Consider the following 14,749-nt stretch of genomic DNA (forward strand, 5'->3'; position numbering starts at 1 on the left):
GAAAAAAGCATTTCAAAATCAAATTAATTTAAAAGTAAGTTGAGGCCATCATGTCCGCCTATCCACATAAAATGCACGTCTCAAACTGGAAAAAGTGTAATCAAGCAAAACTGTGTCACCTCTTTCAAGGAGCCACAACCTCTGTCCAACTATTTTAGGGCTAATCATTTACAGTTATTCTAATTAATAAAAACAGCATACCTATTGATATGCTGTTTTTAAATTTCTTATAATTTTAATCAACTATTTGGATACTGTACTTTATTAAAGTCATTAATTATTAATCTTAAAAATAAATGTATCTGCGTGATCTTTAGATGCTATGTTGTCGTAAAAGATCATTTCAGAAACTCTTTCACCTTTTGGAATTGTTATGTATATTTTACCTTTACTTTTTCCATTAGGTCGTATTGTAGATGGTTTAAAAGTATCTTTTACATTGTCATCCCCAATTAACGGAAAAGAATCTATTTCAACACCATTTTCGTTGAAGAATGAGAATGATGAGGGGCTAACATTAAAAGAGGTTAAATCAGTATCTCCTATATTTTCAACAGAAATATCTAATTCAATAAAATCTTTTTCTTTATTAGTATTTTCATTACTTGATATATTACTTTGAATTTTAAAATTGTCCACTTTTAACTTGTATTTTACTTCAACTTCGCTTGTCCGAGTGTCGTTTACTTGTACTTCAAATTCTTTTCCTAATTTAACGTGACTTTCTATTGACACATATTTTTTCACATTGTTTTCTTCAGTATTAACTTTGTTTTCGCTACAACCAGTTAATAATAGACCAATCATTAATGTAATAGGAATTATTTTTTTCATCTCTATCTACCTCGATTTGCTAAATATTTTTTTCACTAGTTTAGTATTTACTTCGTTTTAACGTTGAATAAAGTTTTGTACACAATAGATTCCATAAGATACACTTTGTTTGAAGTTTTTGTATTTTATGAATTTAATGCTTTTTCTAATACCAGACAAAACTATTTATGGATAAACATTTGAACCCAAAAAGTCCCCTTCTCCCCTTGAACTACTCCGATACCAATTTCTGTACCATACGAGTCAAGGATATTGCTACGGTGTCCCGGACTGTTCATCCAATCTGTTACAACTTCTTGAGCAGATAATTGTCCAGTAGCGGCATTCTCGGCTACATTATCAAAGTCTACTCCAAAATACTTCAGCATTTCAGATGCATACCCATAGGTTGGAGAACGGTGATCAAAATAATCATTGTCATACATATCTTGGGCTTTGATTTGAGCAACTTTCGTTACTCCCATATTTAATTTTAGTGGAGGGACTTTTACTTTAGCCCGTTCAGCATTAACCAATTTCAACACTTCATTTGCAATAGGTAAAATTTCAGATACTGCTTGATAATCCAATGTGCGTTTCACAAATGCAGCCATTTGAGCCCGTGTCACATATCCATTTGGATTAAAAGTGGTGCTAGTTGTACCAGATGTAACTCCAACAGAAACTAATGTTTGAACGGATGAATATGCCCAATGGTTCTTTGGAACGTCATTAAAAGTTGTAGAAGATGTTCCCTTAAGATTAAATGCTTTAACTAAAATTTTTGCCATTTGAGAACGAGTTAAAAAAGCATTTGGATTGAATTTAGTTGCTTTAGCAAATACACCTTCTTCTGTAAGAGCCACAATATAAGGATAAGCAGAGTTACTTGTGTTAACATCTGTAAAGTTTGGATCTGGACGATTCTCTATGCTAATATTTAAGGCCTTACCGATCATTACGGCTGTTTCTGCTCTTGTCATATTTTTATTTGGCTTGAAAGTGCCATCAGAGAAACCTGAAATAATCTTCTTAGATACCAATTCATCAATTTCTTTTTTGGCCCAATAATTACTTGGAATGTCCTTAAACTGTGTTGTTTTTGTAGAGGCTAATGTGCTTGTAGTGGACATTGACAACAAGACTATCAACACTATTACAAAAGCAGTTAATTTTCGAATGAATTTCATTTGTAATTCCTCCATAAGTTTCACGGTTACTTAACGTTTATGTATTTTCTGAATTTTTTTAAATCCCAAACAATACTATTCTTTTTTTGTAATACAATTTTTTGAAAGTTTCATAAAACTTCTGGTCATGCAAGAAAATATTATATTTTTTCGTGTCTACACCAAAACATGGTCTGGACCCAAATGTTACCTACTAGTTCTTCATTACATTCTAGTAAAATTCTCTGTTTGCAACACTTGGTATTTATTGTAAAGTAATGTCGGCGTTCAAGAACAGATTTTAGTGGAGAACTATTTTTTCATGTGTATTTATTTTTCATGCAGTTTTTTCAAATATCTACAATGTGATTAATTTGTTCTCTATTTAAATTTTGTGAATTAGGGTTTTCATCAATAAATTTAAAAAATAACTCTGGATGTGAAAACACTGAGATTTTATCATCTTGCAGATGAACTTTTCCTTCAAAGTGATTAAAATAAACACCCCAAGTGTTTATCCTTTTTTCTTTTAAAAAATTAGATAATCTAAAAACATGGGTTCCAACTTGACTAATAAGATTATAATGTAATTTTTAACTCCCATTGGATACATTGAAATATGGAATCTTTTATCATATACCTTTAACTAAACGAAATTTCATCATAGATAATAATTTTTTCTTAGTTTCCTCTGAAACTTCTTGGCTGACATAAATGAGAGCATATCCTTTTCGCATAAGGTTAAAATACTTTGTCGTATACGGAACCCACCAAACTGATCTAATTTTTTTTAGAAAATTTTCAGCAAGTTCTTGCGTTATTTGATTTTTTTCTAACTTTCTTACAGCAAGTTTAATCGTAATTGCAAACTTAATCTGTAAAATGATAAGGATAAAAAGGAATAAGTAAAAAATGCCCACCTTACAAAACCTACCTTTCTTTGATAAAATATATCGAATTTTATAACTGCTATTAAAATTTAACAATAATTGCGTTACACTAGAGTTACACAATATAAAACTGAAGGGAAAGTGTCCAATGCATTTAACATTAAAATGTGATAATGCAAAATTATATTATGAGTTATTTAAGTCAACGAAGGATACAGAGGAATATGTAATCCTAATACATGGTTTAGGAATGGATAGCCGTTATTGGTATAAAATAGTACCTCAATTAAGAGAGAATTTTAATGTAGTAACGTTTGATTTAAGAGGACATGGGGACAGTACAGCAGGAGAAAGTGAAATAAATTGGGAAGTAATTAATAATGACTTATTAACATTATTAAATCAATTAGATATCTCAAGTTGCCATTTTATAGGACATGGTCTTGGGGGGAATATTGCAATTCAGTTCTGTTATCAATATCCTAATTTTTTCAAAACGTTAACGATAATATCAACTTTAATTTATTTTCCACCTGAGGCGGCTAGTGCAACATTATCTTATAGAAAACACCTAGTAAATTTAGGTGGATTCCAAGCATTAGCCGAAGAATTAGTTCCAAAAATACTCTATAATTCTTCTCTTGTTTATGAAAAAGACTTGTTGTTTTCGAGTTATTTGAAAATTTCAAGTTTTTCCTTATATATGCAATTTTTCAAAACTATGATTTCAAATCCTCATAATTTAGGAGAATTGTCTACCATTACTATTCCAATTCTAGTAATTGACGGTGCTTATGATCCAATACTACCGAAAAAAGTAACAGGTTTATCCACCTTTACATTTCAAAATAGTCACTATGTAACAATCTCCGATACTGCAGATGCACCATTTTTGGAAAACCCTGTTGAAACTTTACAAGCGATTGAACGTTTTTTATTATCAATTGAAGTAACACAAGTAACGTATGATACATATGTAGAATCTTATTTAAATGAATTTAAAAAAAATTTAGGGGAACTAATGCAAAAGGAAAAGTATGAAATAAATTCACAAGTTTTACATGTGCAACTTATGAATACTTTTAGTGTTAGAAATGATAATGAATACATTCTTGAAGGATGGAATCAGAGGATGGCAAAACAACTTTTTTGTTATCTTATTTTCCACCGTACTTCAACAAGGGAACAAATATGTGACGATTTAATGAAAGATAAAGATTTAACTTCTTCGAAAAAAAACTTAAGAGTATATCTTCATTATTTAAAGGGGTTAATTAACAATGAGAACGAAGAATTCATCAAATCAGATAAAGAGCATATTTATTTAAAAGGAAAAATAGAATGTGATCTTGTAACGTATATAAATCGCATTAATAGTTTAGAAAATAAAGATATTACTATGTTTTATGGAGAATACACCCAAGTAATAAATAATATTCCGAAAAGTTTCTTTCCAAGTATTTATGACGAGTGGGCTTTAAATCTTACACACGAAATCCAAAAAAAATTAGTTAAAATATCTGAAAAACTTTCTCAATATCATATTTATAGAAATGAATTATTGAAGGCGACTGAGTATTTGGAGTTAGTTATGGAATTTGATTGTATCGATGTATACTTTTATGAAAAACTTAAACAACTATATATACAATTAAATAATTTTAATAAATTGAAAAAATTAGAAAAACAGTATAGTGATCATTTTTAATAAATAAAATTAAATACACATAAATTATGGTGAAATGTTTATAAATTTAAAATTATGCTAACAATATTTTTATAAGCAAAGAGGAGAAATCGATGGAAAAGCCTATTGATTGGAAAGAATTTCTGAATGAATATTTCAAGAGAATGGAAAAGGAAAAGAAGAAAATAGAGTTTAAGGTGATTAAGAATGACAAAGAAATAGTTAATCCTATAAAGATTTTAAACGTGAAATCAAGGTGAACTTATACTTAACTCCTACCAATATTAATAGAAGACAGTGTCAGGACTAAAGATTTCTCTTGGATTCCTAATGGTTAGTATTCCTTGCAACGTCTTAGATTGCTTTCTTGTGCATTCGCCCTTTTCGTTTGGAATAAAAACTATACACTTAAGACCAGATAGTGATATATGCTATTTGGTCTTTTCTTTTTTAAAAAAATGGAGGAATATAGTATTTTTATGTGATTTCCATGTCTTACTTTTAGGAAAACTTTACTAATGAAAATAATAAATTTACCTGCCGAAAAAAATCCATAGATAGTGATTAAAGTAATTATTTACTGTCTAGAAAAAAGAAAGAAAACGAATAAATTAGATTTTTAATAACATTTATTTATTTTGGCAGTTTAATGCGATATTCAGTGCTTTTTGACTGATTTTAAGGTTAAGCCGTTTGACTAAGCATGTGAATTTTCGGATCAGACATGTGGAACTTTTTAAAGGTTTATGCTCCTAAAAGTTTAATAGATACATCAAAAAAGTAATGCTGAAAGGAGAGTACTCATGACAGGCTGGGGACAATTTACAGAATGGATAGAGCATTTAGGGACAGGTTCTATGGTAACACTATATGTTATAATTTTTGGAGGGCTTTTTTTACTTTGTGTGAATGCTTTCGTTGAAAGGGCATTGAAAGATAATATAAAAAGTTTAATTATCTCAAAGTATATCTTTAATTATTGTGTGCTCTTTCTTCTTGTTGGAAGTATAATTCTGGGTTTGATCCTTTGAAGTAGGGTGTATTTGGTAATTGGAAGAAGCAGTTAATGGTAGTATCTTTATGAGTATAAGAAAGCCTAAAATGCGCAATTAGTGCTTATAAGCCTGCATGTTTTAGGCTGTTTTTTATTTTTTTCGTTATTGTGTTAAAGCAGCCGTTAGTTGAGTAATTTCTTTTCAAGAATGATTTTATGTAATCCCTTTTCGTCAGTATATGTTTCAATAACATCAAATCCATTTTTAATATTCAATACTAACATATTACGCCATTTATTCATTGTTTTTGTTTGAACAACACTATATCCATTTTTCTTTAAATATTGATGTTGTTTTTGCATTAACTCAGAAGCAATACCGTGTTTTCTGTAATTAGTATCTACACCTCCTAACCAACTATAAAATTTATTATTATCAAGTTCATATCCAATCTTATAACCAATAACTTTCATACCATTCATCGCAGTAATAACCAATAGTTTGGGTTTGTTTTCCATTTTGTTTATCAAATCATCAGTAGTACCAAAAATAACTTTATGTAATTCCATAATTCCATCTAAAACATCATCATTAGGGATTGAATTAAAAATGAAATAATCAAAGTTCAAATGTTTTCCTCCTTCCAATCGAGCAACTCAGAATAAATATTTCGTTAACTTATTAAGACAGTCCATCTTAAACAAAACTGTCCCGTTAGTGAAAAATCGCTCTGTTATAGCATAACTCATTTCTTATTATTTTTTGATGAAAATACACCTTATTCTTGAAGATGTTTAGATGCGCGGTATAATCATCATCATCAAATAACTGGGGTGATTAAGTGGAAAGATATCTTGGTATTATAACTTATGCAAGTGACCTTGAGAGTTATAAAGAAAGTATGAGAAATTTCGCAGCAAGAGTTAATAAAAAGATAGATGTGATTTTATTAACGGAAGTAAATATTATAGAAGAATTTATTAAAGGAAATCATGAGAAATATTGTAGAGTCATTTTTTACGATTATGAGGAATTTAATAATATTAAACAATTTCAATACGTCTTTGGGCTTTGTCAACTCTATAATTTAGAACTGTCGATTATTAAACAAGATATCCATTCTGATGTTGCGGTAGAGTTGTCATACCTTCTGCAGGTTATATAATAGGTAGGAGTAGATATTTTAAAAAATAGGGCTATACAGATATTAATAATGGTATAGGAGATAGCATATGATTTGTGAATGTGGTGGAGTTCTAAATGTAATACGAATAGAAGAGTATCCAAAAGATGTGAGAGATAAAATTAACTATAAGCGTCTTTGTGATGCAGAGTGTTTGAAATGCGGAAGTATTAAATATAGTCAACCTTATGATTGGGGTAATACTTTAAACCCGGTTAGAAAACTTAATGGAACAAATAAATAAGAACTTTAATAGTATTGAGGTTTTTATCAGGATCCAAAATTTTTAACAAAATGTTATTGGAAATAAAGGAAATAATCCATATAAGTGGAACTAGTATAATATTAGAATTCCCCTTAAATTCCAATATTTTGGGTATGTGGTAAAAATTATACTTTGCTCTTCCTTTATAATGAAATTTCTTAAAGACCAGACATTAATTTTGTCTGGTCTTTTCCATTAATATCAATTCTTTAATCCGAATAAATTCGCCACAATTATCTTTTAACATACTGACCTCGTCTTTTTCCCAATATGTTATAACAATTGTAAGCCAATCAAATTGGCAAAATGAAAGGAGAGGATGTGGAATGGAAAAATTATTAAAAGAAGAAATGGAAAACTTATTTAATGTAGGTGTAGGAAATCAATTCAATTTCGTTGGTTGTTATAAGGGTGAAAAGGGAAGTTATCTTATTGATCGAACTGATGGCCAAACGTACACTGACGACTTTTTAGCAGAAAATACAACTGAAGCGATTGAAATTCTATTTGAAAAGGTTGAAGAAATGATTGATGAAGCACAGAGGTGGCTATTAAAAAGATATTCGGAGTTAGACCGAGAAAATCCTTATGAAAGTAGAGACGAAGAATTACAGGATAAATTGAAAGTGGTGGTCATAACTGCCCTTTATAGGCTTCAATATAAAAATCTGAAGAGCATAATTACAGAAGAGCAAGAGTTACAATTGGCTGAATTAAAATATAATAGGTTAGTTAAGAAATATGGACTTAAAGAGGAAGTAGATTTACATTTTAATAACTATAAATAGGGTAATAAGGAGGGAACAAAAAATGGAACTATTGAATAGCAATGACTTAGAGGCTGTTAGGAGTATGTATCTGCAAGCACAAAATAAAAGTGCCAGCCTCAACAGTGATGGTACATACAATTTATATTTGAATTTCGGTTATGGGTGTGACGAATATAAGGTTACTGAGAAACAACTAAACTACATTCGACAATAAGCACTACGCAGTATTATTTTAAATCCTTTAAAAATGAAATGTGCTGGCAATGAGTTTAAAACGCGCTATAATACGACCAATAATTAGTTTGTCAGATAATATGTCTTATGCGACAAAACCTATGGTTCAGCCTATATTTTTTCGTCGCATAACATAAATATTCAGTATTCAATTTTCGTCGTATAACATAGTGCAGGAGGGGTTCCCCTAATGGAAATTATTCCAGTTACTTTTTCTCATTCAATTAACGAATTTAGAAACCATTTGATCGAACAGAACAGAAGTATGAATACTATCAAAAGTTATGTGCAAGATTTACTCTTTTTAGAGAATTGGTTGTTTTCCAGATACTCTGATCCAATTATGGTAGAGGCTATAACGAAAACTGACATAAAAGATTTTGAAAGTGAAATCAAAATAAATTCGTTCTTATCACCTGCAACAATTAACAGAAGACTGGTTTCAATAAAAAAATGGTCTGACTATTTGTTTGAATCCAAGTATTCTCCGGTTAATTTAGGACGAGAGATTTCAGTTATGAAGGTTCAAAAACAGAATACCATTCGTTGGTTAACAAGACAAGAAGTAGGCCGTTTATTACATGCAGTACAATTAACAAAACATAAAAATTTTCAAAAAGGGTTATTACATGAAACACTTATCATTCTTCTAGTGAATCTTGGGTTACGAATTGAGGAAGCATGCTCCTTAACAAAGAATTCAATTTCGTTTCGTAATAATTTAGTAAATGTGTTGGGTAAGGGATCTAAGCATAGAGTCGTACCCCTAACCGAAAAAACAAAGGCACACATACTTCTTTGGTTGGAAAATAGGGAGAAAGATTCCGATTATATTTTAGTTAGCAGCAAAAGCAGTCAATTAAGTACCAGAGCCGCTCAGCATATATTAAAAAAGTATAGCACTCAAATTGGTATAGAGATTACTCCACATTCTTTAAGACACACCTACTGCAAGCAGTTAGCAGATAGTGGAGTTGGGCTCCAATCTATAGCAGATTTAGCAGGTCATAGTTCGATGGATACTACTCGAATTTATGTTACTCCATCTATAAAAGAACTGCAGAACGCCCTTAAGAAAACAGAATTTTAATTGACCTAAACTATTGAGAATGAGAAATATGTAAAAGATGTTTATTCCTCTACTTATACGCGTTATAATGGGGGTGTAATATACTAATATATAGAATATACGCAAAGGAGAGGCTACCTAGGAGCCTCTCCTTTCTTCCGTTTGCGGAAATAATTATCAATACGCGCTAAAATATTCTTAAAAGAAAAACACTACGTTCGTAACATTGGATTGGAGAGGATTGAATGTATTATTTAGATTACGTATCCAGTTATTTCTGTATTGCAGGTCTTCTATGGTTATTGATGATCCTGGGAATTAAGTTTCTACCGAACGTTTTAAAACAGGGAAAAGAAAATGCTGCCAAATGCCAAGAAAAACTGCTGTTTATTAGTATTCCTTTATCCTTGATAATAGGGTATTCAGTTTTTCACTTCTTTAATTTATACGAATATATGATGGTTGTTTAAGATTCTAATATATTTTATATAGTAGAATTTATTGTTAGGGTTGTACTCTATTAGAAAAAATTATATAAAAACCCAACTTGGCCCTTTACATCCAATAATTATTGTGATAACATTTAATCAAGTTATTATAATACATGATTTAGTTTAGTTTAGTGTAGTTTAATTTTAAATTTTAGATTTTAATATATTATAAATAAATCTCTTTCTTTTTATCACTTTAGAGGGAAGAGAACAATAGATATACTAATATACTTAATTTAATATGATGATGAGTTTGTGATTCACTATGAATTCTTACTCATAATCGTTGTGCATGAGTATGCCTTTGTTGGCTTATGCTTTAATTTTTCATGCATACTTTGAGTCTATTAGTTATATATCTTTGTTCTTTTCAATTTGTGATAAAGAGGAGGAGATTTTTTTGTGCGGATTTTTCTAATGTCTTCAAGTTTAAGACTAAACAATTGAATAAGATAATTAAATTCTATGGGGGTTGGGTGCAAATGGTATTAATCTAACAATTAAAGACGGAATATTGCGAATAATCGAGGGTCTTAAGGCAAGTTTTCAATTAGAGTGAAGGGTTTATCTATGTTATTCGAATTAAATTACTTTATATCTAAGGAGGAAATTTTTATGAAAAATAATGGAGTTTATAAGATTGGTTATATGGTTCACTTAAGTGTTGAAAGGGATGACAGCATAGACCTAGATTTGAAACACCGTGTATTAGAAGTCTTGTTAGAAAGTGTTAAAGGGTTAAGTGTTGCCAATTACCATTCTTATAAGAGTAATCCACTAGTTGCTCAGTATTTTATCAGTATATTAAGAAAGCAAGGCATCGACACGATTGCTGTGCAGGATCGTTCAATCTTTAAGAAGGATATCATCAATCTTTTTATCGAAGAGGGGTTTGATTTCATTTTGATTGAAGTTAACAGCAGCAAAACAAAATACCGAATTGAGGAGATTACTAACAAACAATTAAGGTCTGATCTTCACAATGTAGTCAGAACCAGTAAAGTTAAATGGGAAAATCTCGGATTTAAATATAGAAAGGCACTAAACAGTTATGAAAAATTGGCAAAAATTTCGAATGAATTAATAGATGAATACGAATCTACCACTGGTATTAACGTATCCGCCTATTAGGGTTCGTTATTGAAGGAAACCGTTTCTGATTTAGTGAAAAGTGACTATAAAACTATACAAGGAGATGATTGTTTATGAAAAACGTAACATTTTTTACATTATTACCAGAGACAATTTTAGGGAGAACAAGGAATTCTGCTGAGGAATTTTTTGAGTACTGTATGATGGCGGATATATTTGCTCAGAGCAACAACCTCAATATTGTTAATGGTTGTGGAATTTCAAACCTTGGAGATGTTAATATGCGAAAAAAATATTTTTCGAGACTTAAAAGAAGATCAACTGTATTAATAATATCTCCTGTACATGTTGCAAACCCTGTAATTCTAAATTTATTCATCGGTAAGGATGTAACCTTCAGGGTGATTGAAGGTGATTATCTTATAAAACCAAAAAATTTAAAAGAATTTTTTTTAGAAGAATTAAAATCATCGCCAGAAGAGAGTGCAGTTAATTCGAAGTGAAAAATTGCTATGTTTGAAAAATAGAGGTAAGTGGACAATCAGCAAGCAAAAATATGAATAGGGGTGTTATGAAATGATGCAACTTGAAAAATTGATATCAGAAGGAAATGCACAAATAGTGGAGGAGACAGAAGAAACAAAAGGACCAAAAAAATTTATTTTAATTGACTGCGATCCACTGGCTCCTAGACCAAATCGGGTTCTTCAAGAGGTCTTAAAAGGTACAGGTATAACTAGTGAAAAAGAGCCGATGTTTAAGATTTTTGGAGCATGGAAATGGGATTATAGTGACGTTGATGATGAAACTTGGGATAAGGTTATTGAAACAATTGAAGAAAGGTTAGATTTAGCCTATGAAAATGGGTGGACAAGAAGGGTAAGTTGGATGCCTACGAGTAAAAAATACCGACAAAGCATCAAATAAGGATATAGTCCACTAGGGGGCAGATAGTAACGGGCATTTGCCTAAATTAAATATGGAGTTTAACTATCGTGCCCCAACACTAAATCCTAATTATAATTCGGCTTAAGTTTTATTACTATAAGCAAAATGAACAAGATAAGGAGGAGATAAAATGGTAAAGGTAATTGATTATGATGAACAAGGTAATGTAAGAGTAACTAGAGTTTTTAACGGTGAGATAAAAGAAGAAAAAATCTATCGTAAAGAAGATATTGAAGTTATAAGCGAAGAGGATTTTGAAATTCCTATCAAGAGGATTAGTCTCAAAAACTCTACTAAAAGTGAAATCAAGGATCTATTTGATTCACTTATCGAAGAGGATTTGTAACGGAGGTTTGACCAGAACCTTCGTTATATTTAAAAGTGGCAGGGAATGAATAATTCAAGGCGTGAAAGATTACAAGACTTATAAAAGGAATTGAGTGTCATTCGTTCATTAATTGATAGATTTTGGCAAGAAAGTCAGAACAACAATATTATCTAGCAAACATTGAGCGCAAAATTGCTAAACAAATTCGTTTTTTGAGAATCATTAATGATCATTAAGATAATGAAATGTCAGGGGGAGAATTAGATGTTCACATTGGATGAAACGAAAGAATTAAGAGAGATGTTTCCTGATAGCAATGATTTACTTACTGATGAGGAATTTAAAGTAATGGGGTGGTATATTTATTCTCTTTGGAAAAAGAACGATTTCAAAAATAAAGAGATCATCTACCGTAAGGAAACGGGAGATATTTTCAACTACTTCTTTGAATATGACAATCAACTCTTCATGCTGTCGGATGAGTCAATTTACTGGGGGCAAGGTGAAATTAGTATAAGAAAAGTATGTGACACCACTTATGAGATAAGCAAGAACTATCTTAAGAAGTTTATTAGGAATGTAGAATGGATCAACCAATATGACTACTTTGAAGGTAAAGAGGACGAATTTGACTTTGAGTTGCACGGAGATGGTCATGAACATCATGTTGAAATGGCTTATGGTCTCATTGAAATTTTAAGAAATAAGGGCTATAAAATTTCAGATTAGAATTATTTGAAATTAAAAGCAGCCATATGACTAGAGTCTTGCAGACACTTAGAAGGGATATTGTTTGATAATTAGAGTGGGGTTAAAATCAGAGCCACATATGTGGCGCCCTTCAAAAAGGAGGTATTTTAGTGATAAATAATGAGGAAAACAAATTCCATATTGGAGAAATAACTGCAAGTTTTGGTGTGAATATTGTAGGGATAGATGTTTGGCATAATCAGGGCTCATTAGTCTACGTACTAGCAGAAGTTTTTGATGAAGATTCTAACTTTATATTGTGGTACGTCATAATGCAACCTGATAGCAAAGTAGTTCAGAGGGTAAATTCTGACTACGTCAATATTAAAAGCCGTGGAATCATACCAAGATTTCCACATTTTATAGAAGAGTAGTATCGATAGGTGTTTACTTGTCAGAGCATTTCAATATGAAAATAAGGGAGAGATTTGTAATGAGTTGTAATATGGCTTTTATCGTTTCATCTTCTAAAGAAGGTGAAAAATCTGCTGTGAAGCATTGGCCTTGCTATTACGTTTCTCACTCTTTTAATTGTATCTTCACTAAACTCAAGTGTAGAACGTTGGACAAAAGCAAATGAAAAATGGGAGGTAAAAAAATGATAAAACCACGGTTCAAAAGTGAAAAAACTGCAAAGATAGCCTTGCTAATTGGAAAAATCGTCACAATGATGTTCATAACCGTTCTAACTTACCCACTCGTACTTTTTTTAGGCGAGTTTAAAATGACACAAGAAACTTGGCTTTTATACATCGGGGGCACGGCTGCGGGAGTTCTGTCAGGGAAAATAAAACTACATGGAGGGGTAAATAAAAGAATGACCCGATGGATTATATTCTTGTCATGTTTAACCATCATGCTTGTGGTTAATATTCTAATGAACATCGATGACAAAGCGCTTATCACAATTTTAGGATTACTTGTAGGAATTCCAACTTATGCAAGTCTTAAATACCATTTTAGTGATCTTGAAAAGGAAGTAAAGAATTATTTTAAAAAGAAAGATTATAGAAGGTATAGGATATTTCGAATCTGAACTAGAATCGGTGAAAGAATAATTTTTTAACTATGTCGAACTTCAAAAAAACTATTAGGAGCGTGTTAACATGAAAGAAGTTAGAGCACTATCTGTATTGATTAGAAAGAACAATAATGAACATGAGGTTCAAGAGGAGTTTAGTGAACATAAGCATGAACTGATTAAATTTTCGGAAGAGAAGGGCCTTGCCATTAGTAAGTTTGATATTTTCTCTAAACCAATGCAAGAACTTATCTATTACTATAAGCCTCTGGATATGACGGAATATGTTACATCTTTAAGGTTTAATGAAACTATACTTACTTTCGGTCCAATTATCTTAAATGTGTTTAGTTTACAGACACTTGAAAGAATGTCTATGAAAAATATTGACTTCATATTTGCTTTCTATGGCGAAAATAATTCAATGATAATGAAAGAGATGACAGCGAGAGAGTATGTGAAGTTAAGGAAAAGGAATAAAATCCCGAACCTTTGCTACTTCCCAATTAATTTAGCAACTGATGAGGGGGTGGCAATTTGAAAACAAAATATGGTAGACCAATTATAAAAATCGATTGGTCAGGTCCAGAGGGAAATGTCTATCATGTAATGTGGAAAGCAGAAGCAATGCTTGAATATTTAGAGGAATTTGATAAGTGTGAGGAACTGAATTATCGGTTTAAACATGATGGTTTGAAAAGTTATGAGGAAGTTCTTGATTTAGTCAATGAGTACGTAACAATTGAAAATATGGACGCCTATTATTCTCTTAGAGCCCAACTTGATGGGGAGGAGAATTATGATGAGTAAATTGTATTTAAAATTGGTTCCAATGGAAGACAAGCGTATGGAGTTTAGTGTTAATTTTCATCGGGTTTCAGAATTATGTTGTGAATTGCAATTAGATAGAGTCTCGGAATAAATAACAATTTTTCCGGGTGAAATGAACCAAAATTACTGGAAATTGGATTGGAATGGCCTGCACAATCATTATTTTCATTGTATTTTCAAAAATGTCCATGACAAAGAAACCTATTACCATTA

Annotated in this window: 21 protein-coding genes; 17 read left to right on the plus strand and 4 right to left on the minus strand. The window is 31.0% G+C overall.

The window, feature by feature from the left end:
• Positions 1 to 273: 273 nt before the first annotated feature.
• From ACOQFO_RS07195 to ACOQFO_RS07205, 3 genes are all read right to left on the minus strand, one after another.
• Entirely contained in the window at positions 274 to 834 is a 561-nt protein-coding gene (locus ACOQFO_RS07195; RefSeq protein ID WP_421689017.1) for a DUF4352 domain-containing protein, read from the minus strand.
• Positions 835 to 995: 161 nt separating this feature from the next.
• Positions 996 to 2,003, minus strand: coding sequence for an S-layer homology domain-containing protein (locus tag ACOQFO_RS07200; protein ID WP_421689018.1), 1,008 nt, complete (start codon positions 2,001 to 2,003; stop codon positions 996 to 998).
• A gap of 611 nt (positions 2,004 to 2,614) precedes the next feature.
• Positions 2,615 to 2,902, minus strand: a complete 288-nt coding sequence (locus tag ACOQFO_RS07205; protein ID WP_421689019.1) for a hypothetical protein — start codon at positions 2,900 to 2,902, stop codon at positions 2,615 to 2,617.
• A gap of 118 nt (positions 2,903 to 3,020) precedes the next feature.
• Here ACOQFO_RS07205 and ACOQFO_RS07210 point away from each other — a divergent pair, with 118 nt between their 5' ends.
• The 3 genes from ACOQFO_RS07210 to ACOQFO_RS07220 all read left to right on the plus strand — a co-directional run bounded on the left by ACOQFO_RS07210 (position 3,021) and on the right by ACOQFO_RS07220 (position 5,590).
• Entirely contained in the window at positions 3,021 to 4,580 is a 1,560-nt protein-coding gene (locus ACOQFO_RS07210) for an alpha/beta fold hydrolase (protein WP_421689020.1), read from the plus strand.
• A 92-nt stretch (positions 4,581 to 4,672) separates the two neighbouring features.
• Complete coding sequence (locus ACOQFO_RS07215; protein WP_421689021.1) at positions 4,673 to 4,819, plus strand: hypothetical protein; 147 nt, start codon at positions 4,673 to 4,675, stop codon at positions 4,817 to 4,819.
• A 543-nt stretch (positions 4,820 to 5,362) separates the two neighbouring features.
• A complete protein-coding gene (locus ACOQFO_RS07220; protein WP_421689022.1) occupies positions 5,363 to 5,590 on the plus strand; it encodes a hypothetical protein in 228 nt (75 codons plus the stop codon).
• A gap of 146 nt (positions 5,591 to 5,736) precedes the next feature.
• Here the strand turns inward: ACOQFO_RS07220 and ACOQFO_RS07225 are convergent, their stop codons facing one another.
• Complete coding sequence (locus ACOQFO_RS07225) at positions 5,737 to 6,183, minus strand: GNAT family N-acetyltransferase (protein ID WP_421689023.1); 447 nt, start codon at positions 6,181 to 6,183, stop codon at positions 5,737 to 5,739.
• A 212-nt stretch (positions 6,184 to 6,395) separates the two neighbouring features.
• Here ACOQFO_RS07225 and ACOQFO_RS07230 point away from each other — a divergent pair, with 212 nt between their 5' ends.
• The 14 genes from ACOQFO_RS07230 (at position 6,396) to ACOQFO_RS07295 (ending at position 14,515) form a co-directional block, all read left to right on the plus strand.
• Complete coding sequence (locus ACOQFO_RS07230; protein ID WP_386853184.1) at positions 6,396 to 6,719, plus strand: hypothetical protein; 324 nt, start codon at positions 6,396 to 6,398, stop codon at positions 6,717 to 6,719.
• 67 nt (positions 6,720 to 6,786) lie between these two features.
• On the plus strand, positions 6,787 to 6,981 hold the full coding sequence (locus ACOQFO_RS07235) for a hypothetical protein (RefSeq protein ID WP_421689024.1): 195 nt from the start codon (positions 6,787 to 6,789) through the stop codon (positions 6,979 to 6,981).
• A gap of 347 nt (positions 6,982 to 7,328) precedes the next feature.
• Positions 7,329 to 7,790, plus strand: coding sequence for a hypothetical protein (locus tag ACOQFO_RS07240; RefSeq protein ID WP_386853186.1), 462 nt, complete (start codon positions 7,329 to 7,331; stop codon positions 7,788 to 7,790).
• Between the two features lie 22 nt (positions 7,791 to 7,812).
• Positions 7,813 to 7,986: a hypothetical protein gene (locus ACOQFO_RS07245; protein ID WP_386853187.1), complete on the plus strand. Its 174-nt coding sequence runs from the start codon at positions 7,813 to 7,815 to the stop codon at positions 7,984 to 7,986.
• A gap of 210 nt (positions 7,987 to 8,196) precedes the next feature.
• Positions 8,197 to 9,096: a tyrosine-type recombinase/integrase gene (locus ACOQFO_RS07250; protein ID WP_098798375.1), complete on the plus strand. Its 900-nt coding sequence runs from the start codon at positions 8,197 to 8,199 to the stop codon at positions 9,094 to 9,096.
• A 1,085-nt stretch (positions 9,097 to 10,181) separates the two neighbouring features.
• Entirely contained in the window at positions 10,182 to 10,697 is a 516-nt protein-coding gene (locus ACOQFO_RS07255; protein WP_421689025.1) for a hypothetical protein, read from the plus strand.
• 74 nt (positions 10,698 to 10,771) lie between these two features.
• Positions 10,772 to 11,161, plus strand: coding sequence for a hypothetical protein (locus ACOQFO_RS07260; RefSeq protein ID WP_098798378.1), 390 nt, complete (start codon positions 10,772 to 10,774; stop codon positions 11,159 to 11,161).
• Between the two features lie 73 nt (positions 11,162 to 11,234).
• Complete coding sequence (locus tag ACOQFO_RS07265) at positions 11,235 to 11,585, plus strand: hypothetical protein (RefSeq protein ID WP_098798379.1); 351 nt, start codon at positions 11,235 to 11,237, stop codon at positions 11,583 to 11,585.
• A 151-nt stretch (positions 11,586 to 11,736) separates the two neighbouring features.
• On the plus strand, positions 11,737 to 11,952 hold the full coding sequence (locus tag ACOQFO_RS07270) for a hypothetical protein (RefSeq protein WP_066790631.1): 216 nt from the start codon (positions 11,737 to 11,739) through the stop codon (positions 11,950 to 11,952).
• Between the two features lie 246 nt (positions 11,953 to 12,198).
• Complete coding sequence (locus ACOQFO_RS07275; protein ID WP_421689026.1) at positions 12,199 to 12,663, plus strand: hypothetical protein; 465 nt, start codon at positions 12,199 to 12,201, stop codon at positions 12,661 to 12,663.
• Positions 12,664 to 12,794: 131 nt separating this feature from the next.
• Positions 12,795 to 13,058: a hypothetical protein gene (locus ACOQFO_RS07280; RefSeq protein WP_421689027.1), complete on the plus strand. Its 264-nt coding sequence runs from the start codon at positions 12,795 to 12,797 to the stop codon at positions 13,056 to 13,058.
• 224 nt (positions 13,059 to 13,282) lie between these two features.
• Positions 13,283 to 13,720 carry a hypothetical protein gene (locus tag ACOQFO_RS07285; RefSeq protein WP_141549740.1) on the plus strand — a complete coding sequence of 146 codons (438 nt, stop codon included), beginning with the start codon at positions 13,283 to 13,285 and terminating at the stop codon, positions 13,718 to 13,720.
• A gap of 70 nt (positions 13,721 to 13,790) precedes the next feature.
• On the plus strand, positions 13,791 to 14,246 hold the full coding sequence (locus ACOQFO_RS07290) for a hypothetical protein (protein WP_098799341.1): 456 nt from the start codon (positions 13,791 to 13,793) through the stop codon (positions 14,244 to 14,246).
• Entirely contained in the window at positions 14,243 to 14,515 is a 273-nt protein-coding gene (locus ACOQFO_RS07295) for a hypothetical protein (RefSeq protein ID WP_066192475.1), read from the plus strand. The genes ACOQFO_RS07290 and ACOQFO_RS07295 overlap by 4 nt, the downstream gene beginning before the upstream one ends.
• Positions 14,516 to 14,749: the final 234 nt, after the last annotated feature.

This window comes from Ureibacillus sp. MALMAid1270, assembly GCF_049202975.1.
Taxonomy (GTDB): Bacteria; Bacillota; Bacilli; order Bacillales_A; family Planococcaceae; genus Ureibacillus.

Coding starts and splice junctions, on each gene's coding strand:
- ACOQFO_RS07285 (WP_141549740.1), top strand. CDS start 13,283: ATGATAAAACCACGGTTCAAAAGTGAAAAAACTGCAAAGATAGCCTTG.
- ACOQFO_RS07215 (WP_421689021.1), top strand. CDS start 4,673: ATGGAAAAGCCTATTGATTGGAAAGAATTTCTGAATGAATATTTCAAG.
- ACOQFO_RS07260 (WP_098798378.1), top strand. CDS start 10,772: ATGAAAAACGTAACATTTTTTACATTATTACCAGAGACAATTTTAGGG.
- ACOQFO_RS07265 (WP_098798379.1), top strand. CDS start 11,235: ATGATGCAACTTGAAAAATTGATATCAGAAGGAAATGCACAAATAGTG.
- ACOQFO_RS07210 (WP_421689020.1), top strand. CDS start 3,021: ATGCATTTAACATTAAAATGTGATAATGCAAAATTATATTATGAGTTA.
- ACOQFO_RS07235 (WP_421689024.1), top strand. CDS start 6,787: ATGATTTGTGAATGTGGTGGAGTTCTAAATGTAATACGAATAGAAGAG.
- ACOQFO_RS07220 (WP_421689022.1), top strand. CDS start 5,363: ATGACAGGCTGGGGACAATTTACAGAATGGATAGAGCATTTAGGGACA.
- ACOQFO_RS07270 (WP_066790631.1), top strand. CDS start 11,737: ATGGTAAAGGTAATTGATTATGATGAACAAGGTAATGTAAGAGTAACT.
- ACOQFO_RS07275 (WP_421689026.1), top strand. CDS start 12,199: ATGTTCACATTGGATGAAACGAAAGAATTAAGAGAGATGTTTCCTGAT.
- ACOQFO_RS07240 (WP_386853186.1), top strand. CDS start 7,329: ATGGAAAAATTATTAAAAGAAGAAATGGAAAACTTATTTAATGTAGGT.
- ACOQFO_RS07255 (WP_421689025.1), top strand. CDS start 10,182: ATGAAAAATAATGGAGTTTATAAGATTGGTTATATGGTTCACTTAAGT.
- ACOQFO_RS07245 (WP_386853187.1), top strand. CDS start 7,813: ATGGAACTATTGAATAGCAATGACTTAGAGGCTGTTAGGAGTATGTAT.
- ACOQFO_RS07290 (WP_098799341.1), top strand. CDS start 13,791: ATGAAAGAAGTTAGAGCACTATCTGTATTGATTAGAAAGAACAATAAT.
- ACOQFO_RS07195 (WP_421689017.1), bottom strand. CDS start 834: ATGAAAAAAATAATTCCTATTACATTAATGATTGGTCTATTATTAACT.
- ACOQFO_RS07250 (WP_098798375.1), top strand. CDS start 8,197: ATGGAAATTATTCCAGTTACTTTTTCTCATTCAATTAACGAATTTAGA.
- ACOQFO_RS07200 (WP_421689018.1), bottom strand. CDS start 2,003: ATGAAATTCATTCGAAAATTAACTGCTTTTGTAATAGTGTTGATAGTC.